This window comes from Aeromonas sp. 1HA1, from assembly GCF_029237385.1.
GTDB lineage: Bacteria > Pseudomonadota > Gammaproteobacteria > Enterobacterales > Aeromonadaceae > Aeromonas > Aeromonas popoffii.
In genome coordinates, this window is the sequence record NZ_JAACGC010000009.1 from 17,399 (window position 1) to 40,734 (window position 23,336).

Sequence of the window (23,336 nt, forward strand, 5' to 3'; positions counted from 1 at the left end):
TACTCCTCGTACAGCAGAGCGGGCATTATTCCACAAAGTGCCGGTCAGCCTGAGCACCTTTGTCCAGAAATGGGAGGGTGGACTCAGGAAAGCGCGCCGCAAGTTGCCGCAGCAACCCCAGCAAGGCCGTCGGCATCAGTGTGGTAATGGCCTCACCGTATGCCGCAAACAGCGCGGCATCCTCTTGCTCAAGCCGTGCCAGCGTAAACTCGGGCCCCTGATGCCAATGTCCGGCCAGCTCATCGATCAGGGCTGGCAGCTCCACCAGCAGCCAAAGCTGGCGATAGCGCCCCGCGACCGCGTCCCCAGCACTGGCCCCGGTCGCGGGCAGGCCGGTGCGACGCGCCATCTTGCCAATCCAGCCGAGCCGCTGTTGCCGCTGCGCGCGGGTGAGCAGAACGGGCCCCTGGCGCCGCAGGCTGGCCAGTTGCAGCAAACAGGCAAGTCCCTGCTCGTCCCTGTCTTTGAGCAGCACACCGCCCAGCAGATGAAGCCGCTCGGGTTCGGCCTGATCCAGCTCACTGAGCGGATAGCAGATGATATCGAGCCTGGCGCCATCATCAGCGGCGACGCCCGGCAAGTCGGTATCATGGCCCTGCTCATCCAGATACAGGGTGAGTTGCGATGGGTGGCCATGGCCCAAACCGACCTGTGCATCGACGCCATGCAAGATAGCCACGGCCACCCGCTCGTCCGCCAGCCAGTGCGCCAGCTGCCGGGTCACTGGCTCGGGCAGGCTGATGGCCCGGTCCAGTCGCCAATAGCTCACCTCGCACGGCTGCCGGGCGGTTTGGCCGCGCAGCCCGCGATAGTGCATGCCGAGCTTGGCCATCACCCGGCCGGAGGCGAGGTTGCCCGGCATGTGGCACGCTGTCAGCGCCGGCAACTGCAAGGTGTCGAATGCAAAGGATTTGACCCGTTGCGCGGCCCGGGTAGCCAACCCCCGGTTCTGCCAGGGGACGCCGACCCACCAGGCCAGATCGCCGTTCCAGTGCAGCGAGATCACCCCGACCAGCGGAGCCACTTCATCCTCCTGCGGCAGCGTCAGGGCCCAGCTCCAGCCCAGCCCCAGCGCCGCCTTGCGCCAGCTGCCGACAAGCCAGTCACGGGCGCACTCCGGCGGGTAGGGGTGAGGAATATTGAGGGTATAGCGCGAAAGCGCCTCGTCGCTGCAATAGCGCACCACCTGGGCCTCGTCGTCGGCCAGCAACGGCCGCAGCACCAGCGCAGAAGAGAATGATGCAGAAGCGGGCTCACGTAGCAGAGGCACACTCACACGGCGGGCAAGCAGGCGGTTGAGCACGGCGCCCATGTCGTCGTCCGCCGTCAGCACCAGATCCGCCCCGAGCGGGCCCAGGGTGAGCAGACCGCTCTCCTTGGCCAGGGTCAGCAGGGAGGCCGAAGCACTGATGAGGATCTGACGGCTGGGGTCCGCCTGAACATCTGCGATCAGATCGCCGTCGAGCCAGGCAGCCAGCAGCGAAGTGGCCAAGAGGAGCCCATCGGGCGGGCAGGCGGACCAGAGATCCTCCTCCTCTGCCAGGTGGGACTCTGCCTCCTTGCTGAGCAGCAGCTGCCAGCGATGGCCCCCGTGCTGCCAGGCTTGCAGCACGGGGGCCCAATGGGGTTGCCACAGCGCCCGCTCGATCAACAACTCCATCAGCGGCCCTGACAGGCCGCCGGCAGGCTCAGGTGGCGAGGATGAGCCTCGATGCGGGCGATCCAGGCCTGGATGGCGGGCCAACCCTGCAGAGAGAAGATCCCCTCCTCCGCCACATGGGTGTAGGCATAGAGGGCGATATCAGCGATGGTCGGTGCGTCGCCGCACAAGTAAGGGCGCTGTTTCAGCTGCTGCTCCATCACCGCCAGCGCCCGCTCACCTCCGGCCTTGAGGCCGTCGAGCCGCGCCTCCTGGGATTCAGGGCGGCCCAGATAGTGGACGATGAAACGCGCCACCGCTATGTAGGGTTCGTGGCTGTATTGCTCGAAGAACAGCCACTTGAGCACCTCGGCCTGCTGACGCGCCTCTGCCGGCCAGAGCGCCGAGCCCTGCGCCAGATAGAAGAGGATGGCGTTGGATTCAGCCAGCGCATCCCCTTCATCGATGGCCAGCACGGGGATCTTGCCGTTGGGATTCATGGCCAGAAAGGCCGGGGTTTGGTTGTCACCGGCCTGGATATCCACCGGGACCCAGTCGAGGGGCAACTCCAGCCAGCGGGCCAGCAGCCACCCTTTGTAACAGTTGCCGGATCTCAGATCGCCATATAGACGCATACAGACTCCTTGTCAGCACAGGATTGCAGAGGATAAACGGGAGATCAGGGTGCAAGCCGCTCTATGTGCCAGCCTTCCCCTTCCCGGTTGTAGTAGAAGCGGTCGTGCAGCCGATGTTCGCCACCCTGCCAGAATTCGACCGTGTCGATCCGCACCCGATAGCCACCCCAGAAACTCGGCAAGGGCACTTCCCCCTTGGCAAACTTCTGCTTGAGCTCGAGAAATTTGGCCTCCAGCACGCCGCGCGCCGAGATGCGGGTCGACTGCTTGGAAACCCAGGCAGCTATCTGGCTATCCTTGGGACGGCTGTGGAAGTACTTCATCACCTCGAAGGTGTTCATCTTCTCCACCCGACCCGTCACGTGCACCTGACGGTCAAGTGTGTGCCATGGAAAGAGCAGGCTGATGCGGGGGTTGCCCTCCAGCTGGTGCGCCTTGCGGCTGCCCATGTTGGTGTAGAACACCATCCCCTCGGCATCGTAGTGCTTGAGCAGCACGGTGCGCTGCCAGGGTTGCCCCTCGGCATCCACGGTCGCCACCACCATGGCGGTGGGATCGGTCAACTTGGCCTCGCAGGCCTGAGCCAGCCACTTCTCGAACAGCGCCAGGGGGTCGGCTGGCAGATCGGCCCGGTGCAATCCGCCCCGGGTGTATTCACGGCGCAGATCAGCTACATCCATCATCTTGATTTTCCTTAAAATAAATAATGGTTCCACGACCATCAAGAGAATGATTGCAGGCATTGTGCGCTCGATAAAGTGACCTTGTAAACCATACAAAAAAAGCGAAGAGGCTAAGGCCTCTTCGCTTGAATAATGAATATCCCAAAGATGAGAACCCTCACCCTTTGGTCATCAGGTTTAGTGGCTCACGGCCTCACGACGACGCAGCAGCGCAGCGATACCAAGACCAAACAGCGCGAATAGACCAGTCGAACCGCCACCGCCACCACCGCCATTGCTTTCAGGCTGGGGCTGAGGCTCGGGAGCCGCTTTGGTCGCCAGCTTTGGCGTAATGGCATAGAAGATATTGTCGCTACACGCCAGCTTGAGACGAACGGAGGTGCCCGCAGGCTCCGGTATGGTCACGTCATGGGCGCCGTTATTGCGGACCCCGCTCACCAAAGGGTGCCAGTTCGCGCCCTCATCGCTGCTGTAGGAGAGATCGACATCTTGGCAGTTAACCCGCCCCCCATCTGTACCAGCCACCTCCCAATTTACGGTGGTCGGGCGGTTCACCAGAATGGTTTTATCCGATGCCGGCAGGATCTTGAAGGTACGGGAACCGGTATCCACAACCTCGACCGAGGTCTCGCCATAGGCACCGCCCCCCTTGCCATCACGGGCCACCAGACGGAAGTTCAGGGTGCGCTCGCTACCAGCCCAAACATCCCCCTTGATAGCCTGATCTATCGGTTGCTGAACAACGGCTTCAAAACCTTTTAGCTGGGTTGCCAATGAGGGAAAATCACGAACCGGCAACGCGCTTGGCGCGACAAACCGGTACAGGGGGCCATCGCTGTTATTGCCAGAGATCAGCTCCCATGCATTGGTCGTCGCTTTACCCAGATCGACCTGCTCCCAGCTATAGGTCAGCCGATCACCATCAGCATCCTTGCCTGAGCCCACCAGTCTAAAGGCGGTGCGCACCGGGATCACTCGTGGTGCCCCCACCGTAACTACTGGCGCCAGATTCGCGTTATTTTCAGCTCGACCACAGCTCTCCGGGACTGTCGTGGCAATATGAGCAATCATCTGCTCGATGGACTTGCTATGGAAATAGGCCTCGCTATGGGGCTGCAGATCCTGCTCTTGACAGAGGCCTGCATAACCCATGATGGAGCTGCCGCTACCGGGTTCCCATGCATTCTCAGCCGCACGTGAACCAGACGAGCAGCCCACCGTGTTGATGGCATTGAAAGTATGACGTGCGCCAAACTGGTGACCTATCTCATGGGCGACAAAGTCGACAAAAAATGCATCACCGACAGGTTCGGTATTTCCCGTCATACCGTTAGATCTATATTTAAGTTGTGTAACACCATCCGCAGTACATAAAGACCCAACAGCCGCGACTCCTGCGTTATGCTCCGTCGTCAACACATGTCCGATATCAAAATCGCCAAGATCTCCTGTATTCTGATAGAATTTTTGGACAAATGTATTTCTCCGCGCATCATTTTTGTCAAGCCAATCTGAAACGCCTTTTACGTAAGCTTTATTAGAGCCATTGAAAAATTGATCTGAAGCTGGGTCAGTAAATATGATATGTTGATTACCTTCAGCCAGCTCAAAGCGAGCACCGATATCGCGCTCATACACATCATTGAGCCGGTTAACCAAGGTCGCCAGCGAAGCCAGCGCTCGAGCTTTGTCACCAAAGTACTGGGTGTACTCCCCCGTAGTCGATATGGCGATCCGGTACACCTTGAGTGCTGCACTGTAGTTGGTCTCATTGCGCTGGGCTTCGCCACTACTGGCATGCCGCTGTTTTAAACTTGAGTCCTCAACAACCTCATTAATGTGTTGCCCCTGACTGGAACGCGCATCTTTTTTATAATAGACAGCATAATAACCGTTTCGCTGTATATCGACATAAACCTGCTCGTCCTCATGCATGAACATGCCGTTAAAACCACGTGGCGCTATATCAAAGCGCCCCGTGTTATTGGCATTATTAACCTCATGCCCCTTGAAGGTCTTGATGTCTGGATATTGGGCTGCCAGCTTGGGCGGCAATACCGAATAGGCCGCAATCTCGAAGTCAACGGTATGACCATTAGGCAAGGGTAACGTAATGGTGCTCAGACCATCATGAATCTTGTCTAAAAAATCAGGATCGACTTCAAATGCCGTATAGCTACTGGCACTGACAACGTCATCCGTCTGCTTACTACGTTTTTCGACCATATGCCATGGGGATGCCAGCGCGATATTGGCTGACATTGCGATGACAACTGAGATTGCTTTTATTTTGAACTTCATCATTTTAATCACCTGACTGAACAGCTGACGATAATAACGTGACGCACATCACATTTCAACTTTTCAGACAAGAAATCAAATAAAATTAAAACATTTAAAAACAAAAAGTTACAAAAAAAGGCTTCATAGGAAGCCTCACTTGAAAAGCATTTTCACCCCAGCTGAAAAGGGGGTAATAACTCCAAACTTATGTTTAGCTTCCTTTATAAAATCTTCAAAATCAGTTAGATATTGCGCGTAACAACCCTCATCAATGCCGGCTCGCCCCGCCAATATTTACAAAAAATAGAAGGAGGTTTACACCTCCCTCTTGATAACCAGGCATTACTGATCGTTTAAAGAGTGAGGAGGGCAATGCTTCAACATCTGCTGGTTATATTCGCTGGCGTAGGCCCTCAGCTTGGCATGTATCTCTTGCTGACCGGGCCTTATCACATCACCCAGTCCATCCAGATAACGTACACCACAGCGCGCCTTGGCCTCCGCCTGCTGTTCTGCAGGAATACCGGGCGCTACTTCACCGCGCCCGGCCCGCACAATCAGCCGGTAATCCTGCTTGGCAAGGCTGGCGCTGACCGCCTGCTCCAGAGGGTCGGCATTCGCCTGACATCCGCCGAGCAGTGTGAGCAGCAACAAGCCGGTGACTCTCATGCCCGCCTCCGTTGCCAGCCGAGTAGAGCCAGTGCCAGGGTCCAGAAACCGAGCGAACCGCCCCCACCCCCGCCCGAGTTACCGCCACTTTGTACCACAGGCAACTTGTACGGGCTGATGGCGAAGAAGATGTTATCGCTGCAGGCCACTTTCAGCCTGACGCTGCTGGTGAGGTTGGCCGGCAGGGTGACGGTGGCAGAGCCACTGTTGGGCTCGCTGCTGGCCAGGGTCGCCCAGTTAGCCCCCTCATCCTGAGTCACAAACAGGTCCACCTTGCTGCAGTTGATCGGGGCCGCGCTGGTGCCCGCCACATCCCAGCTGACCGACTGGCTGGCGCCCGGTGTCACCGCCACGCCAAGGGGACTGGTCAGGCGGAAAGCGCTGCCGGTGTTGACCACCTGCACCTTCATGTCATCGCTGGCAACGCCGCCCTTGCCATCACGTACCGTGAGCCGGAAGTTGAGGCTCCGGTTGGTGGTGGGCCAGGCCTCTCCCTTGGCTAACGAGCCGGAGAGCAGGGATGGCAGGGATGGCAGGGATGGCAGGATCCGCTCCGGCGAGCCGGTCGGCGACACGAAGCGAAATAGCGGACCGGAACCCTCGTCGATCATGTCGAGGGCACTGCTGGACGGGTTGCCCAGATCGATCTGCTCCCAGGTGTAAGTCAGAGGATCCTGGTCCAGATCCGCCCCGGCGCCCTTGAGCACAAATGGCGTGTTGGCCGGAATGATATGGCTGGCCCCGGCAGCCGCCTGGGGGGCGTTGTTGCTAAGGCTCAGCGTGGTGCCGCAGGCTGGCACAGTAGCCATGTGAGCCCGCATCTGCTCGATGGACTTGCTGTGGAAATAGGGATCGCTGTGCAGCTGTATGTTCTCGTCACCACAAATACCGGCATAGGCCATGATGGAGCTGCCGCTGCCCGGCTCGAACGCCAGTCCGGCGACCCGGTTGCCACCGCCGCAATTGTTGGCGGTGCCGTTGAAAGTATGATCTGCACCAAACTGGTGGCCGATTTCGTGGGCCACATAGTCGATAAAGAAAGCATCCCCCACCGGGGTGGATGAACCCGTCATGCCTGCCGACTTGGTGGCCGTACAGAGCGCGCCCAATTCGGCCAGGCCACCACCGCCTGTGTTGAGCACATGGCCTATGTCGAAGGAACCCAGGTTGCCCTTGGTAAGAGCCTCTCCTTGCACCAAGACGTTTTTGCTGACGTCATCAGCCTCATAGGGGCTGCTGACACCGTCGATGTAATTCGGGTTATCACCGTTGTAAAAGGGGTCAGTAACAGGATCGGTAAAAATAATGGCGTCATTACCGCTGGCCAGCTGGAACTCGGCCCCGACATCGCGCTGATATACCTCGTTCACCCGGTTGAGCAGGGTGGCTATGGCCCCCATGGTCAGCACCTTGGAGCCCCAGTGGAACTGGGTATACTCCCCGGCCGCCGAGATGGCGATGACGTAGCGCTTGCGCTCGTTGCCATCCACTTGCACCTTGCGGGCCAAGGTTTTGGCGTCGGCACCGATCACCCTGTCTGCTTCCTCTTCCAGCCGGCTGTAGGCATCCTGCTGGTAATAGACGGCATAGCCTTCGGCATTGCGCAGCGGGTCAACGAACACCATCTTGCCCTGGTGGGTGAACATGGCATGGAAACCTTGCGGGCCCAGGTCAAAGCGACCCGTCTCCACCGGCGCCGCCGGGTTATGACCCTTAAAGGTCAGGATGTCGGGATACCTAGCGGCGAGATCGGCGGGCAGCAGGTCATAGGCCTGCAGGGTGAAGGTCACCTCGCCTCCGTCTGGCAGCGGCAGGGTCAGCTGACGCGCCCCGGCCTGCAGTCCGGCAAAGTAATCGAGGGGCACCTTGGCCACCCGGAACTGGTTGGCCCGCACTTCATAACCGTCCGCCGCCGTGGCGCGCGCCGCCACCGTGTTCCACTCCTTGGCCACGAGGCCACCCGAACTCATCAGGCTGGCCACGACCAGCGCCAAGGGCGAATATTTCATCAACTGCATCTTTTTAGTCCTTTTAAATGCACTCACCTGAACTGCAATCGGCATCATTTTCCTGCTGGTCCGATTAGTCCAGCACCATCGTCTGTATATTCCCCGAATGGGGAGTGTTGCACCAACCCTGTCTAGCCCCTATCATTGCGCGGATTTATCAGTTTTAGAGCTGCGTCACCATGACGACAGTTCGTCTTTATTTGACCAAGGTTAATCTCATGCTTAAATCCCCACTGTTGCCCCGTTTCGGGGACCTGATCGTTGCCATCGTTGACGATGTGCTAGGCCAGGGTCTCACCCTGGACCGCGCCTATGCCCGTCACTTTTCAGGCATCGAACTCAAACCGCAAGAACAGGCAAGGATTGCTCTGGTCACTGGCGATCTGCTGCGTCGCCTCAGCCTCTATTGCGCCCTGACCGGTATTCAGGTACGTCAGGCCGAGAAAAATGTCTGGCCGCTGCTGCACAGCTGGCACGCTTTTCACAAGATTGCTCAACCCAACCACCCAACGCTGGATCGCTTCAACGAAGAGGCATTCCGTCGCCGCCTGACCGAAGCGAAGAAGAACCCTGTGCTGATGGACGGTTGCCCCAGCTGGCTGGAGAAGCTGGGCAGCGAGCAACTCGGCGAGGCTTGGCCTGCCGAGCGCGCGGCCCTGGCCTGGATGCCCAAGCGTTACCTGCGGGTCAACACCCTCAAGGGATCGCGGGAAGAGTTACAAGCCGTGCTGACCAAGGAACACATCTCGACCATTCCGGTGGAAGGGGTCGCCACCGCGCTGCAGGTCACCACTGACGCAGCGCTGTTCCGCACCAAGGCATTTGCCGATGGCTGGTTCGAGCAGCAGGATGCGGGCTCCCAACTGGTGGCTGCCGCGCTGGAAGTGACGCCGGGCATGCGAGTCATAGACGCCTGCGCCGGTGCCGGCGGCAAGACGCTGCACATTGCAGCCATGATGAACGGCAAGGGCCGTTTGCTGGCGATGGATGTGGAAGAGTGGAAGCTGGAAAACCTCAAGCAACGCGCCCGCCGCGCCGGTGCCCACAACGTGGAAACCCGCGTCATCGAGAGCAGCAAGACGGTCAAGCGCCTGAAAGGCACCGCAGATCGCGTGCTGCTGGACGTGCCCTGCTCGGGACTGGGCGTGCTCAAGCGCAACCCGGATGCCAAGTGGCGTGACACCGCAGAGCGGCTGCCGGTACTGGTGGCCCTGCAGGAGGAGATACTGCAGCGCTACAGCCAGATGGTGAAGGTCGGCGGTCTGCTGGTCTATGCAACCTGCTCCATCCTGCCCCAGGAGAACCGCCAGCAGGTGGACAAGTTCCTGGCTGCCAACGACAACTACCGTCTGCGGGACGACCACACCGTCAGCCCGTCCGCGACCGGTTTTGATGGCTTCTATATGGCACGGATCGAACGCATCAGCTGATCCCGTCAGCCGTGATAAGAAAGGGGAGCCATTGGCTCCCCTTTTTACATGATGCAGATGCGACCTTATTCGGCAGCAGCGTCATCCGGCTTGTGCTTGGCGGCAGTTTCCTTGATCAGGGCCTGCAGCTCACCAGCCTGGAACATCTCGATAAGGATATCGCAGCCGCCGACCAGCTCACCCTCTACCCACAGCTGCGGGAAGGTGGGCCAGTTGGCAAACTTCGGCAACTCGGCGCGGATGTCCGGGTTTTGCAGTATGTCGACGTAAGCAAACGGCTCGCCACAGGACATCAGAGCCTGGGAGGCCTGGGCAGAGAAACCGCAGCTGGGTAGCTTGGGGGACCCCTTCATGTAAAGGATGATGGGATTGTCAGCCAACTGCTGTTTGATCTTTTCAATAGTTTCCATAGGTGCCTCACTAGAGCGATTTCGGCGGCCATTCTACTGCAATCCAGGCAGACCACAAACTGACAAACCGTCCCGGATGCAAGAAGTGATGAATCAATACGCCGCAGCTTGATCCAAGTCATGGCGAGAATCAAGAGTTGTTAGCCCATCTTTGATGCTGGTACAATCGATGGGCTTTGGGCCAACTGGCCCCATCATTTCAAGAACAATTCTTTTCAAAATAGAAAAGAGTACGCAATGTCTTGCAACCGTCGCCTTCGCACGGCCAGCCAATGGAGAGTAGAAAATGGCATTCGAACTTCCCGCTCTGCCCTATGCAATCAATGCTCTGGAACCGCACATCTCCCAGGAAACTCTGGAATACCACCACGGCAAGCACCACAACACCTATGTGGTCAACCTGAACAACCTGGTGCCGGGTACCGAGTTTGAAGGCAAGTCTCTGGAAGAGATCATCAAGACTTCCACTGGCGGCATCTTCAACAACGCCGCCCAGATCTGGAACCACACCTTCTACTGGCACTGCCTCTCCCCGAACGGCGGCAACGAGCCGACCGGCGCCCTGGCTGATGCCATCAATAAGGCGTTCGGCTCCTTTGCCGAGTTCAAAGATGCGTTCACCAAGTCTGCCATCGGCAACTTCGGCTCCAGCTGGACCTGGTTGGTAAAGAAAGCCGACGGCTCTCTGGCCATCGTCAACACGTCCAACGCCGGTTGCCCGCTGACCGAAGCCGGCACCACGCCGCTGCTGACCGTTGACTTGTGGGAACACGCCTACTATATCGATTTCCGCAACCTGCGTCCTAAGTACATGGAAACCTTCTGGACCCTGGTTAACTGGGAATTCGTGGCCAAGAACCTGGCTTCCTGATAGCCGCTTCTTGCCAAAACGCCCCGCACTGCGGGGCGTTTTTTTATGGTGCATACAACCACACCCAGCTGCCAAATAATGACGAGAAAGGCGCCCGCAGGCGCCTTTGTTGTTAAACCGGATGCTCGTTCATCACTGGTCGATTTCATCCAGATAGTCATCCAGATTGACATCGTCAGCCTTCTGCGCAGGCGTCTGCTTGAACTCGGTTTGACGACCGGTCACTTTGTTCTGGTTGTGTTGCAAAAAGAAATCCTTGGTCAGAGCATAAGGATCAAGCGCGTTGTCAATGATCCGCTCCTGATCGATCAGCTTGGAGCGGGTGCCCAATCCATCCAGCATCCAGTGCGTGATGCGCAGCGGCAATGTCAGCAGCGCATAGGGGAAGTAGATGGTATCGATGGTGTCCCCGACCAGCTTGCGGGTGGTACTGGGGCCATAGACAGGCACCATCAGATAGGCGCCATCCCCGATGTCGGCACTGCCCAGCACGGTATTGAACTCCAGCTTGTCACGCTCAAGCCCGGCATACTTGGCCACGTCGAATATCCCCAGTACGCCCACGGTTGTGTTGATGGTAAAGCGTCCCAGATTGGTCCCGGCCCCTTTCAAATCACCCGTGATCAGATGGTTAACCATGCTGCTCGGCTCGTTGAAGTTCTCCACCAGATTCTCGATGCCATCCTTCATGCCCTGCGGAACGTAGTTGGCATAGCCGTGCACCACGGGGCGGGCCACGTAAGGCTCCAGCACATCATAGTTGACCACCCACATGGCCCGGTTTGCGCCCTGGAAAGGGTCACGAGCATCGCTGGCCGTGCTGGTCGCCGCTGGCCGGCTCTGGGCCCTCTTGAGGTCAAGGCTTGCAGGACCCGGCTGGGGCGGACCACCTGCACAGCCACCCAGCAACAACGCCACCATCAATGCCCCTAAACGCACATACATATGGAAGTCCTAGCTTTTTATTGTGATTAATCTGGATTATAGGCAGTCCGGCCCCATCGAGGGGCCGGGCCAAGGGAGTATTAGAGGGCGTGATCGATGCGGATGTCAATCGGCGCTGACGGAATTGCGTCCGTCGGGATCGGAGCCGATACCCCTTCAAACGCCCCTTCCTTGTTCATGACGTTACCACCGCGGGAGAGGCGGGCCTTGAACTGCAACTGCGGGTAGGTAGCAAGCTTGCTGCCCTCCATCATGGCATCACCATCCCCCAGTGACAGAGTCAACGGGAACTGGGGACCCGCTATGCGCTTGACCGCGATGGGCATGGGTGGCCCGTTGGGGATCACCGCAAACACGAACAGATGGGCATCCTCCGGCGGCTGGATGCCGGGGGCCAGCGTGACGTGCAACGGGAACTCACCGGCCTGCACCTGAACAGACGCCTGGGTTTGTGCCTGCTCGCTCTGGATCGCCGGCACGCTTGGCGCCGCCATGCCACGCTGCTTCAGCTGCTGCTCGGCATAGTCGATGGAGCGCTCCACCATGGTGTAGCGAGTCGAGCCCTTCTCCATCAGCGGCAACATCTCGCGCCAGCGCAGCAGCGCCGTCTTGAAGTCCTCTTTTTGCAGCGCCATGAAGGCATAGACGGAGCGAGCCTCTATGTTGGCCGGATCCAGCGCAATGGCGCTACGCAGCAGCTCATCGGCCTGAGCCTCACCTCCGGTCATCATCAGTGCCTGGGCATAGGGCACGGCCACCATGGCCTTTTGTGGCGCCAGCGCATAGGCTCGCTCCAGCGCCTCACGGGCCATCTCGGGATCATTACCATCCAGCGACAGGCGGCCCAGCAGCAGCCAGCCGCGATAATCGTTCGGCTCGTCCTTCAGACGGGTGCGCAAGGCCAGCATGAAGTCCATCAGATCCTGCTCGGTCACCTGGGCATCCTGCTCCACCAAAATACGGTTGCTCAGCTCACCCAACCGGCTGTTGGCATCCTGCCAGCGCTGGACTTCCCGCCAGGAGCCGAGCTGGTAATAGAGTCCCAGACTCACCACCACCAGCACCAGCACACCCGGGATCCAGATCAGACTCTTGCCACCCCGGGCGGTCTGCTCCACGTCGGGAATGTCGTCCAGCAGGCTGCGTTGCAGCTCGATCAAGGAATCCGGCTCTTCCGCCAATATGCCCTGTTCACGCTCTTCGCCTATCTCCAGCAGACGCTGGCGATAGAGCTGCTTGTTGAGGGCCGAGCGGCTGATGCTCTGCTTGCCCTCGCCGCGCCACAACGGCACTACCAGCGCCAGACTCACCAGCACCAGCAGGGCCGCGATCACTATCCAAAATGCGGTCATTGTTTCTCTTCCTCTTTGAGCAGGGCCGTCAAACGACGCTGCTCTTCCGCGCTCAGGGCGCTATCCGCCGGCCTGGCCGCCGCGGGGCGACGACGGCTGCGCACCACCACAGTGACGACACCTATGACGATGACCAGCAACGGACCCAGCCAGAGGATCAGGGTCGACGCCATCAGCGGCGGGTTATACAGAATGAAGTTGCCGTAGCGGGCGACCATGTAGTCCACCACTTCCTGCTTCTCTTTGCCCTCGCGCACCATTTGATAGGTCTTGTCGCGCAGATCCTTGGCAAGCCCCGCATTGGAATCGGCGATATCCTGGTTCTGGCACTTCGGGCAACGCAGCTCCTTGGTCAGCTCGCGAAAGGTCTGCTCCTGGGTATCGTTGTCGAAGGTGTAGACATCGATGGCGGCCAGCGCCTGACCGGCGCCACCCAATCCGGCCAGCAACAGCAAGGATGCAATCAATACTCTCATCAGGCTCTCCCTCACTTCATGGCATCAAAGATGGGTTTGAGGGTCGATGCCCAGACGTCGGGGTTGACATCCCCTACGTGGCGATAGCGGATGATGCCCTGGCTGTCGATGAAGAAGGTCTCGGGCGCGCCATAGACTCCCAGATCCAGCCCCAGCATGCCATCCGGGTCATAGAGGTTGATCTGGTAGGGGTTGCCGAGCTCCGCCAGCCAGTTGATGGCCTTGGCGCGTTCATCCTTGTAGTTCATGCCGACGATGTAGATCCCCTGCCCCGCCAGCTGCTTGAGGTAGGTGTGCTCCCCATAGCAGGTCGGGCACCAGGTGGCCCAGACGTTGAGCAGCATGGGCTGCCCCTTGAGGATGCTGCGGTCATGCTGCTTGTTCAGGTCATAGATATCCTGCAGGGTGAACACCGGCACCGCCTTGCCCACCATCACGGATTCGAGCTTGGTGGGATCGGAGTAGAGCCCCTTGAACAGAAACACTGACCCCAGCAAAAAGACGATAAAGGGGATCAAAAACAACCAGATTTTCTTGCTCATGCCTTGGCCTCCTCGTCACGACGGCCAAAACGGTAGCGCTTGTCCAGCATCGCCAGCACGCCGCCAATGGCCATGAAGACACCGCCGAACCAGATCCAGCGCACGAAGGGTTTGTAGTAGATCCGCACCGCCCAGGCACCGTTGTCAAGCTGCTCGCCGAGCGCCGCATAGAGATCCCGGGTGAAACCTGCGTCGATGGCCGCTTCCGTCATCGGCATGCGACTCACCTTGTACATGCGCTTCTCCGGCTTGAGCAGGGCGACCAGCCTGCCACCCTTGTGCACTTCCAGCACGCCCTTGAAACCGTCGTAATTGGGACCGTTCTTCTCGGTAATCCCGGTGAACACGAACTCGTAATCGGCAAATTGCACCCGATCGCCGGCTTGCATGCGCAGGTCTTTCTCGATGCTGTAGTTCTGGGTACAGGCGATGCCGATGATACTCACCGCCAAGCCTACGTGGCCGAAAATCATCGCCCAGTGGCTGTTGCCCAGCTTGCGCACACCGACCGCAAAGCTGTGCTTGTGGGTGGCGCGCACCCAGGTCTCCTGAATGCTGGTGATGATGATCCAGGCGCCGAGGCCTATGCCAAGGGCGGCCCAGGGTTTGAACTCCTCGGCCAACAACAGCGGCAGCAGGAAGGCGGCGGCCAGACTCAATACCAGCGCCAGGATCACCTTGCCCTTGAGCTCACCCAGATCCTGACGGCGCCAGCGAAACAGCGGACCAAGCCCCAGCAGCAGGGCAAATGGAATGATCAGCCAGCTGTAGATGTGGTTGAAGAAGGGCGTCCCGATGGAGATACTGCCAAGCCCCAGCTCCTTGTGCACCAGCGGTAACAGGGTGCCGAGCAGCACGGTCAGCAGACCCGCCACCAGCATGATGTTGTTGCACAGCAGCAGGGTCTCGCGGCTCCACAGCTCGTGCTTGCCGTGGCTCTTCACCTGCGAGCCCTTGAAAGCAAACAGCAGGAGCGAGCTACCTATCACCGCCAGCAGGAAGCCCAGAATGAACAGGCCGCGGGTCGGGTCGGAGGCAAACGCATGCACCGAGACCAGCACGCCCGAACGCACCAGGAAGGTACCGAGCAGGCTCAGGGAGAAGGCAGAGAGTGCCAGCAGCACTGTCCAGGCCTTGAAGGTGGCCCGCTTCTCGCTCACCGCCAGTGAGTGCAGCAGGGCAGTACCCGCCAGCCAGGGCATGAAGGAGGCGTTTTCCACTGGATCCCAGAACCACCAGCCACCCCAGCCAAGCTCGTAATAGGCCCACCAGGAGCCAAGCACTATCCCTAAAGTCAGGAAGACCCAGGCGGCCATGGTCCAGGGACGGGACCAGCGCGCCCAGGTGGCGTCGAGGCGCCCCGTCATCAGGGAAGCGATGGCAAAGGCAAAGGCCACCGAGAAGCCCACATAGCCCATGTAGAGCATGGGCGGGTGGAAGATGAGGCCGGGATCCTGCAATAGCGGGTTGAGATCCCGTCCATCCACCGGGAAGTAGGGCAGAGTGCGAGTGAAAGGATCGGAAGTAAACAGCACGAAGGCGGTAAAACCGACCGAGATCAGCCCCAACACGCCGAGTACCCGAGCCACCGCATCCAGCGGCAGGCTGCGACTGAACAACGCCACCGCCGCCGTCCAGCCACCCAGGGTCAGCACCCAGAGCAACAGTGAGCCCTCATGGGCACCCCAGACGGCGGAGATCCGATAAGCCAGCGGCAACAGGGTGTTGGAATTGGTAGCCACATACTGCACGGTGAAGTCATTGTCGATAAAGGCCCAGGTCAGGCACAGGAAGGACAGCAACAACAGCAGGAACTGGGCATAGGCCAGCGGACGAGCCGTCGACATCATGCCAAGCCGCCCCCACTGGGCACCGAGCAAGGGATAGACGCCCAGCAGCAGGGCGGTGGCAAAGGCCAGGATCAGTGAGAACTGTCCTAATTCCGGGATCATGGCAGGGTTCCTTTCAATTGAGCCGTGACACAAACCGGTACACAGGCGAGAAACGGGAAAAACGGCGGGTGGGCCAGCGGATTCATTGCTTGGCTCCCTTCAACTGCGCCTCGGTATATTCCGGCTTGAAATGCATGCCATTGGTGGCATTGGCCACTTCCGGCGGCATGTAGTTCTCATCGTGCTTGGCCAGCACCTCGAACGCCTCCACGGTAGTGGCGTTCTTGAGGGTACCCTGGGCCACTATGCCCTGCCCTTCGCGGAACAGGTCGGGCAGTATGCCGTCAAACTCGACGGTGACCAGATGGCCGCCATTGTCCACCAGCTTGAAGGCTACCTTGAGGCTCTGTTGATCCCGCAGCACAGACCCCGGCACCACCAGACCACCGATGCGAAGGCGCTGCCCCTCTTCCGGCTTGACCTTGTCCGGCCCCTTGCCCTCCACCAGTTCACTCGGGGTGTAGAAGAGATCGATATTCTGGCTGAGGGCATAAAGCACCAGGCCTATCACGGCAGCGAGGCCAAGACTTATCGCCAGTATGATGCTGAGGCGTTTCTTGCGTCTCGGGTTCATAGGGTGTTCTCCATCTGCTGGGCCGCCTTGCGGCGGGTCTCGCGGGCCTGCTTGCTGCGCAATTCGCCGAGCAGACTGCGGGTCTTCAACCGGGTGGAAATGACGATGCCGACCAGGCAAAGCAGGGTCAGACCGAAGGAGAGCCAGACATAGAAGGCGTAACCGCCCATCGCCATGAAGTCACTGAAAGAGGCAAAGTGCATGCTTACTTCTCCTGCTTGGCAAGATCGATGACCCAGGGGCGATGCCACTCCCGCATCAAGAGCTCATTTCGAAAACGCATCAGGGAGAGCGCCCCGAGGAAGGTGGCAAAGGCCAGTATCATGATGAGCAGCGGCCACAGCATCTCGGGGGAGATGGAGGGTTTGTCGAACTTGGTGATGCTGGCGCCCTGGTGCAGGGTATTCCACCACTCCACCGAGTAGTGAATGATGGGCAGGTTGATCACTCCCACCAGTGCCAGAATGCCGGCGGCACGGCCAGCAACCACCTTGTCGCTGAAGGCGTTGTAGAGGGCAATCACGCCCAGATAGAGGAACAGCAGGATCAGCTCCGAGGTGAGACGGGCATCCCACACCCACCAGGTGCCCCACATGGGCTTGCCCCAGGCGGCGCCGGTAAACAGCGCGATGAAGGTGAACACGGCACCGACCGGCGCAACGGCGGCCACCGTCATGTCGGCCATTCGCAATTGCCAGACCAGCCCGATGAAGGCAGCCACCGCCATGGTGGAATAAGCCCCCATGGAGAGGATGGCGGCCGGCACATGGATGTAGATGATCCGGAAGGAGTCACCCTGCTGATAATCAGCGGGTGCAAAAGCCAGGCCCCAGAGGGTGCCTATGATGAACGCCAGCAGGCTTGTCACGGCAAACCAGGGCAGCAAGGTCCCTGCCAGCTGATAAGCGCGTTCGGGTTTAGCGTAAGGGTGCAACCATTTCCACATAGCTCACAAAACCTTTCTGTTATTAATATAGTGGCGAGGCCTACCATACCCACTGCCGGAAAACATCACATCCCCCGAAAGAAATAAGCAGCAATCCTCTTGATCTATCTCAAGTCTGTTTTTTATAGCAGCCCATCCCGAGACGCCTTACCACAGCGTTCATCAGTTCACGCTGACCCGCAGCGCCGCCGAGACCGCCAAGGGGGTCAGGGTCAGCGCACCGGCCAGCATGGCTCCCAAGATCGCGAGCTGGCCCGAATAGGGCAGCCCCATGCCCGCCGCATCGATGGCGGACGTGGCAAAAATCAGTACCGGAATATAGAGCGGCAGGATCAGCAAGCTCAGCAAGACACCGCCCTTGCGCAACCCCACCGTCAGGGCAACGCCGACTGCCCCGAGCAGGCTCAGCACGGGTGTCCCCAGCGCCAGGGTGGCGACCACCGCCAGATAAGTGTTCATGTCCAGCGACAGCAGGATGGCGAGCAGCGGTGAGATCAGCAGCAATGGCAGACCGGTCAACAGCCAGTGAGCGATCACTTTTGCCAGCGCCAACAGCCCGAGCGGATGAGGCATCAGCATCATCTGCTCCAGCGCCCCGTCGCTGAAGTCATCGCGAAACAGCCGCTCCAGCGAGAGCATGGCCGCCAGCAAGGCCGCCACCCAGATGATGCCAGGGGCGATACGGGCCAGCAGCTTGGGCTCGGGGCCTATGCCAAGGGGAAACAAGGTGATGACGATGAGGAAGAACCAGAGCGGGTTGAGTATGTCGGAGCGCTGGCGCAGGGCCATCAACAACTCACGATGAATAAGGTGGATTACGGCGCGCAACATCAAACTACTCCTGCAGCGAGGGCGTGAGAGAGAGGGTCTTCAACCGCCCTTCCATCAAGGTCATGTCCTGATGGGTGGTGAGGATCACCATGCCCCCCCGCTCTGCGTGGGCCAGGAACAGCCGCTCCAGCACCTTGACCCCCTGCTTGTCGATGGCGGTAAAGGGCTCATCCAGGATCCAGAGTGCCGGCTTTTCACTGAGCCAGAGCCGGGCAAGGGCGACCCTGCGCTGCTGACCGGCGGAGAGCTGCCCGGTGGGATAGTCCTCAAACCCGGCCAGGCCGACCTGGGCAAGCACCTGCCACAAATCTACCGTCGATTGAGCCGGATGATGCAACTTTTGATAGAACGCGAGATTTTCGAGCGGCGTCAGCGCCGCCTTGACGCCAGGCTGATGGCCCAGATAGAGCAGGTTGGCATGATATTCATCACGACAGCTGCGGATATTCTCGCCATTCCAGCACACCTCACCGGCAAACGGCTGCGACAGACCGGTCAGCAGCCGGAGCAGGCTGGTCTTCCCCACCCCGTTGGGGCCTTCAATTTGCACCAGATCGCCGGGAGCCACCGCAAAGGAGAGATGTTCAAACAGAGTGCGATCTTCACGCACGCAGCTCAGATTGTTAATTTGAAGCAGCATGAGGATGTAATCAGTGAAAAGAAGCGGCCTGCATATTAACACAGTATTGGGGAGCGTCTTTTCAAAGATGCCAACTATCAGCCGGATTTGTGGGGAAGATCCCGCCTTTGGGATGCATCAAATGGGCGGGAAAAATCAGGAAGGCGGGCGCCTTCCTGAGGGGCTATGAACGGCCTTTTCGCAATGAAATCAATAGTTCTGCCTCAGCTTGCGGCAATTCACATTCATTCATGACCTCGTCGAGGTCGGCGCCCAGCTCCACCATCTTGGCGGCGCGGCTGTAAAGGCGGCGCTCCGGATCCTGCAGGGTCAGCTCCTGCTGGCGATCATTGACCAGCTGCATTGCCCCTTCAACGGACTGCAAACGCTGACCCATGCCGATGGCCCCCGTGTGCAGCTCCATCATCTGCTTGCGCAGGCTCTCAAGCTGGCCTTGTAGCGTCTCCACCCTGGCGTCGGACCCTCGCTGGCCACGTCGGCTGCTGATCACCCCGTACAGGGCCAGCACCAGGGCCAACAAGGATACCCCCAAGGCGGCTATCTCAATCATCGACACATCATTTTCCTATCAGAGGGAACCAATATCTTCCCACTCTTCATCGGAGAGCAGCTTGTTCAGATCGACCAGGATAAGCAGCTGGCCATCGCGGTTGCTGACCCCCTGAATGAACTTGGCACTCTCTTCGGTACCCACCGCAGGGGCGGCATCGATCTCGGAGGAACGCAGATAGACCACCTCGGCCACGCTGTCGACCATGATGCCGATCACCTGCTTCTCCGCCTCGATAATGACGATGCGCGAGTTCTCGCTCACATCGCCGGAAGGCAGGCCGAAACGGGAACGGGTGTCGATGACGGTCACCACATTGCCGCGCAGGTTGATGATACCCAGCACATACTCGGGCGCACCCGGCACAGGGGCTATTTCGGTGTAGCGCAACACCTCCTGCACCTGCATCACGTTGATGCCGTAGGTTTCATTTTCCAGCTGGAAGGTGACCCATTGCAGCACTTCATCTTCGGCCAGATTCTGTGCAATATTGCGCTTTTCTGTCATGTTTTTATTCCTTTTATGAAAACGTCTACTGGTAAAACTAGCAATAAAAGAGCATAAGTGCAGAAGTTATCAGCGACCTTCTATGTTGACCCCGCGCTCCAGCAGCAGGAGCAATTCCCTGACGTGCAGCAGGGCACACATCTTCTCCTTGACCATGCCCGCCAACCAAGGGCGCTTGCCCTCCTGGTGACGCCATTTGACCTGATCACGATGCAATAACTCTGTGCCCTTCAGATGATGACAGGCGAGTCCCCAAGGAGATTCACCCAGCATAATCAGATACTTGTAATCCGGTATTTCCAGATGCTGCCCCGGCATCACCCACTGTGCTGTGTCCACCACGTTCATCTTCTGATCGCGCGAGGTCATGATGCCACGATACCAATCCGGCTGACCGAACAGTGATGAGACCTCTCCCATCTGATGGATACCGCCAAGCTCGGTCAGGGGCACCGCAAAGGTAACCCCGGCGACGTCGAAAAAGAGCGCCTGAAACTCCTTACCGGTATCGATATTCTCCCAAGTCGATGGGGCGGCCTCTGCCTGAGGGGCCAGTTCCACCGCAGTCTCTGTCATCACCAGCGTCGACGGCTCTGTCATCGCAGGGGCTGGCATCTCCTCCAGCCATACTGGTTCAACGAGCAGCAAGGTATCTTCGACCTCGATCTGCAGCGGCTCGCTGCTCACCTCTTCATGGCTCAGCGCGTCCATTTCAAACTGCACCTGCCCCACTTGGGCAAGCAGCTCGCTCAGTTGCTCGAGTCGCTCATCGGCCTCCAGATAGGGTTGTACCACCACCTCGGACTGTGCCTGAGGCTGGCGTTGCAGCCGGATCGCGGGCGCAGGTTCCGGCTCCTCTGGCAGATCAGGCAACAGCGCCTCATCCAGCAACAGGGAGTGGAAGTAATCATCCATGGCCCTCACTTGGGTTGTGTCTCTCATGATGCCACCTCATGAGCACGTTGACGCTCCTGGGCATCAAGATAGTTGAGCAAGGTCTCATAGGCATATGTGCCGCGACTGCTCGGCGAATAAATAGAAGGGGGAATGTGGAGCAAGCTGGCATCCCGAAACTTGGTGTCTATGGGGATGACGGCGTTCCATACCGCATCCCCATGTTGATCCTTGATGGACTTCAGTGTCATCAGAGAGGCGCGGGTACGCTTGTCAAACATGGTGGGGATCACGGTGAAGCGGAACTTCTCCCGCTTGGATCGCTGCATGATTTCGAAGGTCTTCATCATCCGCTCCAACCCCTTTAGGGCCAGGAACTCAGTCTGAACCGGCACCAGGATCCGATCGCAGGCTGCCAGGGCGTTGACCATCATGACCCCCAGCACAGGCGGACAGTCGATGAGCACATAGTCATACTGATCATGAATCCGCAGCAGGGCACGCTTGATCACTAACCCCATGCCTTCCCGGTTGCCCATCACCCGATCCAGAGTGGCAAGGGTAATGGAGGCAGGCAGCAGGTGGATGTTGTCAAACTTGGTTCGCAGCGTCAGTTTATTGACTAGCTCGGCCGTCGGTTTGACGGCCTGAAACAGCTCATAGAGGGTACCGTCCAGCCGATCCGAGTCAAAATCGAGATAAGAGGTCAGGGAAGCATGGGGATCGGTGTCAATCAATAGCACCCGCTGGCCACGCTGGGCCAGGATACCGGCTAACGCGACTACTGTGGTGGTTTTACCGACCCCACCTTTTTGGTTGGCAACCGTCCAAACAATCACTGTATCAATCCTGCCTTGTTGTTATACGTATGCCGCCACCTGGCAGAGTGATCACCTTGACCTCGCCTGCCTCTACCGCCTGCTGCACTGCAGGAACCGGCGCCACCATCACAGTCTTGGCGGGAGCTGCGGGTGGCGTCCATGCGAACTTGGAAATAGCGACCACCACCTTGCGATTCTGTAAGCGTCCCTGTTCGCTGTCATTCTCGGCAAAGGGAGAAAACTCCCCGTATGCCTCGTAGGCAAGCCGCTGTGGTGCTATGCCCTTGGCGATGAGAGCGGTGAGCACGGCTTCGGCCCTTGCCGCAGACAGCGTCCAGTTGGAGCGAAAAATTTCATTATTTATCTGCTGGTTATCTGTATAGCCTCTCACTCTCACATAGTTATCGACCGGTTTCAGAATACCTGAAAGCGTATTGAGCACAGGGTAGGCATTGGTGCTCATAAAAGCACTGCCGCTGCCAAACAAGAGACCCGAGCTCAACTCGACCGTCAGCCAGTTGTCGTCCAGCGTAAGCTTGACCACCCCGGCCTCGATCAGAGCGCTCATGCTCTCTTTCAGTTGCGTATCTATCTTCGCAAGAGCCATACCATCTTGTTTGATGGGCACACCGGAGATGGGAACAAGGGAGGGGGAAGGTGGCATAGCACTCTCCAGCACTGAGGGTGCGGCCGATATCTCGTTGTTCAACAGCGACTGTCCCTGCCCTTCCAGCAGGCCATCACTGCGTGGCTGCATGACGTTGAACGCCTGGGTCATGCCGTCGATGACGGCGCGATATTTATCTTTGTTGACCAGGGCCACCGAATAGAGCACCACAAACAGCGCAAAGATCAGCGTCATATAGTCGGCGTAGGAAACCAGCCAGCGATCGAGATGTTCTCGACCTTGCAGATGCAAACGATAGCGCTTGCGCATGGCTACTCTCCTTTCAGATAAGCCTTCAACCGCCGTTCAACCTGCGGGCCATTCTCACCGTGGGCAATCGCCATCAATCCTTCCAGGGTCATCTCCTGGAACAGGGCGTAATGATAATGAAAGGCGCGCAGGCGGTTGGCAATCGGCAGATAAAAGAGGTTGGCAAAGCCGACCCCGTAAATGGTGGCAACAAAGGCAACGGCAATGCCGGCGCCGAGGGCTGCCGGATCCTCCAGATTGAACATGGCCTGGATCAGACCCATCACGGCGCCTATGATACCAATGGTCGGACTATATCCCCCCATGGCCTCAAATACCCGGGCCGAGTGCTCGTTACGCTCCTGCTCGATGTCGATATCCGCTTCCAGCAACATGCGAATATCCTCAATCGACACTCCATCCACTATCATGGTGAGCCCCTGGCGGGTGAACTCGTCACTTTCCTGATCAGCCTGATTTTCCAGCGCCAGCAGGCCCTGCTGGCGAGCGAACACCGCCCATCCCTGCAACCGTTCGGCCTGATTGAGCAGATCCCAACCCGGGGGGAGCAACATCCAGCGCAGCTGCCTGATCGCCTCGAGCAGATATTTGCGCGGTGTCTGCAAAATGACGGCCCCCCAAGTACCACCAACAACGATGACAAATGCCGGTCCGTCGAGCAGGGTGAGCAGGGTTCCACCATGCCATAGCTGGGCAATGGCAATGGCTCCCAGAGCCAGGATCAGGCCAAACATGCTCAT

25 protein-coding genes are annotated in these 23,336 nt (G+C 58.8%); 2 read left to right on the forward strand and 23 right to left on the reverse strand.

Annotated elements, in window-relative coordinates; genetic code table 11:
• Window positions 1–25: 25 nt before the first annotated feature.
• The 6 genes from GWQ22_RS04875 to GWQ22_RS04900 all read right to left on the reverse strand — a co-directional run bounded on the left by GWQ22_RS04875 (window position 26) and on the right by GWQ22_RS04900 (window position 7,927).
• The gene (locus GWQ22_RS04875) at window positions 26–1,660 is read right to left on the reverse strand and encodes a GNAT family N-acetyltransferase (protein ID WP_275929618.1); all 1,635 of its coding nucleotides are present in this window, start codon (window positions 1,658–1,660) and stop codon (window positions 26–28) included.
• Window positions 1,660–2,274 (reverse strand): glutathione S-transferase family protein, encoded by a 615-nt coding sequence (locus tag GWQ22_RS04880; RefSeq protein ID WP_275929619.1) that lies wholly within the window; start codon window positions 2,272–2,274, stop codon window positions 1,660–1,662. Before GWQ22_RS04880 ends, GWQ22_RS04875 begins: the two co-directional genes overlap by 1 nt.
• A gap of 44 nt (window positions 2,275–2,318) precedes the next feature.
• Complete coding sequence (gene pdxH / locus GWQ22_RS04885; protein ID WP_275929620.1) at window positions 2,319–2,957, reverse strand: pyridoxamine 5'-phosphate oxidase; 639 nt, start codon at window positions 2,955–2,957, stop codon at window positions 2,319–2,321.
• Window positions 2,958–3,134: 177 nt separating this feature from the next.
• Complete coding sequence (locus tag GWQ22_RS04890; protein WP_275929621.1) at window positions 3,135–5,261, reverse strand: reprolysin-like metallopeptidase; 2,127 nt, start codon at window positions 5,259–5,261, stop codon at window positions 3,135–3,137.
• Window positions 5,262–5,582: 321 nt separating this feature from the next.
• Window positions 5,583–5,909 (reverse strand): hypothetical protein, encoded by a 327-nt coding sequence (locus GWQ22_RS04895; RefSeq protein WP_275929622.1) that lies wholly within the window; start codon window positions 5,907–5,909, stop codon window positions 5,583–5,585.
• The gene (locus tag GWQ22_RS04900) at window positions 5,906–7,927 is read right to left on the reverse strand and encodes a reprolysin-like metallopeptidase (RefSeq protein WP_275929623.1); all 2,022 of its coding nucleotides are present in this window, start codon (window positions 7,925–7,927) and stop codon (window positions 5,906–5,908) included. Before GWQ22_RS04900 ends, GWQ22_RS04895 begins: the two co-directional genes overlap by 4 nt.
• A 209-nt stretch (window positions 7,928–8,136) precedes the next feature.
• Here GWQ22_RS04900 and GWQ22_RS04905 point away from each other — a divergent pair, with 209 nt between their 5' ends.
• Window positions 8,137–9,348, forward strand: coding sequence for an RsmB/NOP family class I SAM-dependent RNA methyltransferase (locus GWQ22_RS04905; protein ID WP_042034069.1), 1,212 nt, complete (start codon window positions 8,137–8,139; stop codon window positions 9,346–9,348).
• 65 nt (window positions 9,349–9,413) lie between these two features.
• On the opposite strand, the gene GWQ22_RS04910 is transcribed toward GWQ22_RS04905, so the two are convergent.
• Window positions 9,414–9,758 carry a Grx4 family monothiol glutaredoxin gene (locus tag GWQ22_RS04910; RefSeq protein ID WP_042034070.1) on the reverse strand — a complete coding sequence of 115 codons (345 nt, stop codon included), beginning with the start codon at window positions 9,756–9,758 and terminating at the stop codon, window positions 9,414–9,416.
• Between the two features lie 286 nt (window positions 9,759–10,044).
• Here GWQ22_RS04910 and sodB point away from each other — a divergent pair, with 286 nt between their 5' ends.
• Window positions 10,045–10,629 (forward strand): superoxide dismutase [Fe], encoded by a 585-nt coding sequence (sodB, locus tag GWQ22_RS04915; protein ID WP_275929624.1) that lies wholly within the window; start codon window positions 10,045–10,047, stop codon window positions 10,627–10,629.
• Window positions 10,630–10,761: 132 nt separating this feature from the next.
• Here the strand turns inward: sodB and GWQ22_RS04920 are convergent, their stop codons facing one another.
• From GWQ22_RS04920 to GWQ22_RS04995, 16 genes are all read right to left on the reverse strand, one after another.
• The gene (locus GWQ22_RS04920; protein ID WP_042034073.1) at window positions 10,762–11,574 is read right to left on the reverse strand and encodes a VacJ family lipoprotein; all 813 of its coding nucleotides are present in this window, start codon (window positions 11,572–11,574) and stop codon (window positions 10,762–10,764) included.
• A gap of 80 nt (window positions 11,575–11,654) precedes the next feature.
• A complete protein-coding gene (ccmI, locus tag GWQ22_RS04925) occupies window positions 11,655–12,926 on the reverse strand; it encodes a c-type cytochrome biogenesis protein CcmI (protein ID WP_275929625.1) in 1,272 nt (423 codons plus the stop codon).
• The gene (locus GWQ22_RS04930; RefSeq protein ID WP_275929626.1) at window positions 12,923–13,402 is read right to left on the reverse strand and encodes a cytochrome c-type biogenesis protein; all 480 of its coding nucleotides are present in this window, start codon (window positions 13,400–13,402) and stop codon (window positions 12,923–12,925) included. Before GWQ22_RS04930 ends, ccmI begins: the two co-directional genes overlap by 4 nt.
• Before the next feature lie 11 nt (window positions 13,403–13,413).
• A complete protein-coding gene (locus tag GWQ22_RS04935) occupies window positions 13,414–13,944 on the reverse strand; it encodes a DsbE family thiol:disulfide interchange protein (RefSeq protein WP_275929627.1) in 531 nt (176 codons plus the stop codon).
• Entirely contained in the window at window positions 13,941–15,896 is a 1,956-nt protein-coding gene (locus GWQ22_RS04940; protein WP_275929628.1) for a heme lyase CcmF/NrfE family subunit, read from the reverse strand. The genes GWQ22_RS04935 and GWQ22_RS04940 overlap by 4 nt, the downstream gene beginning before the upstream one ends.
• 82 nt (window positions 15,897–15,978) lie before the next feature.
• A complete protein-coding gene (ccmE, locus tag GWQ22_RS04945; RefSeq protein WP_042034078.1) occupies window positions 15,979–16,470 on the reverse strand; it encodes a cytochrome c maturation protein CcmE in 492 nt (163 codons plus the stop codon).
• Entirely contained in the window at window positions 16,467–16,673 is a 207-nt protein-coding gene (gene ccmD / locus GWQ22_RS04950; protein ID WP_108537475.1) for a heme exporter protein CcmD, read from the reverse strand. The genes ccmE and ccmD overlap by 4 nt, the downstream gene beginning before the upstream one ends.
• A 2-nt stretch (window positions 16,674–16,675) precedes the next feature.
• Complete coding sequence (locus GWQ22_RS04955) at window positions 16,676–17,416, reverse strand: heme ABC transporter permease (protein WP_275929629.1); 741 nt, start codon at window positions 17,414–17,416, stop codon at window positions 16,676–16,678.
• Window positions 17,417–17,578: 162 nt separating this feature from the next.
• Window positions 17,579–18,247: a heme exporter protein CcmB gene (gene ccmB, locus GWQ22_RS04960; RefSeq protein WP_042034081.1), complete on the reverse strand. Its 669-nt coding sequence runs from the start codon at window positions 18,245–18,247 to the stop codon at window positions 17,579–17,581.
• A gap of 4 nt (window positions 18,248–18,251) precedes the next feature.
• A complete protein-coding gene (ccmA, locus tag GWQ22_RS04965; RefSeq protein ID WP_108537474.1) occupies window positions 18,252–18,887 on the reverse strand; it encodes a cytochrome c biogenesis heme-transporting ATPase CcmA in 636 nt (211 codons plus the stop codon).
• A 163-nt stretch (window positions 18,888–19,050) separates the two neighbouring features.
• Window positions 19,051–19,437, reverse strand: coding sequence for a DUF2802 domain-containing protein (locus GWQ22_RS04970; protein WP_108537473.1), 387 nt, complete (start codon window positions 19,435–19,437; stop codon window positions 19,051–19,053).
• 18 nt (window positions 19,438–19,455) lie between these two features.
• Complete coding sequence (locus GWQ22_RS04975) at window positions 19,456–19,944, reverse strand: chemotaxis protein CheW (protein ID WP_005298836.1); 489 nt, start codon at window positions 19,942–19,944, stop codon at window positions 19,456–19,458.
• Between the two features lie 69 nt (window positions 19,945–20,013).
• On the reverse strand, window positions 20,014–20,886 hold the full coding sequence (locus GWQ22_RS04980; protein ID WP_275929630.1) for a chemotaxis protein CheW: 873 nt from the start codon (window positions 20,884–20,886) through the stop codon (window positions 20,014–20,016).
• On the reverse strand, window positions 20,883–21,677 hold the full coding sequence (locus GWQ22_RS04985; RefSeq protein WP_042034086.1) for a ParA family protein: 795 nt from the start codon (window positions 21,675–21,677) through the stop codon (window positions 20,883–20,885). The genes GWQ22_RS04980 and GWQ22_RS04985 overlap by 4 nt, the downstream gene beginning before the upstream one ends.
• Before the next feature lie 4 nt (window positions 21,678–21,681).
• Entirely contained in the window at window positions 21,682–22,596 is a 915-nt protein-coding gene (locus GWQ22_RS04990) for a flagellar motor protein MotB (protein ID WP_275929631.1), read from the reverse strand.
• 2 nt (window positions 22,597–22,598) lie between these two features.
• A complete protein-coding gene (locus GWQ22_RS04995) occupies window positions 22,599–23,336 on the reverse strand; it encodes a flagellar motor protein (RefSeq protein ID WP_181364827.1) in 738 nt (245 codons plus the stop codon).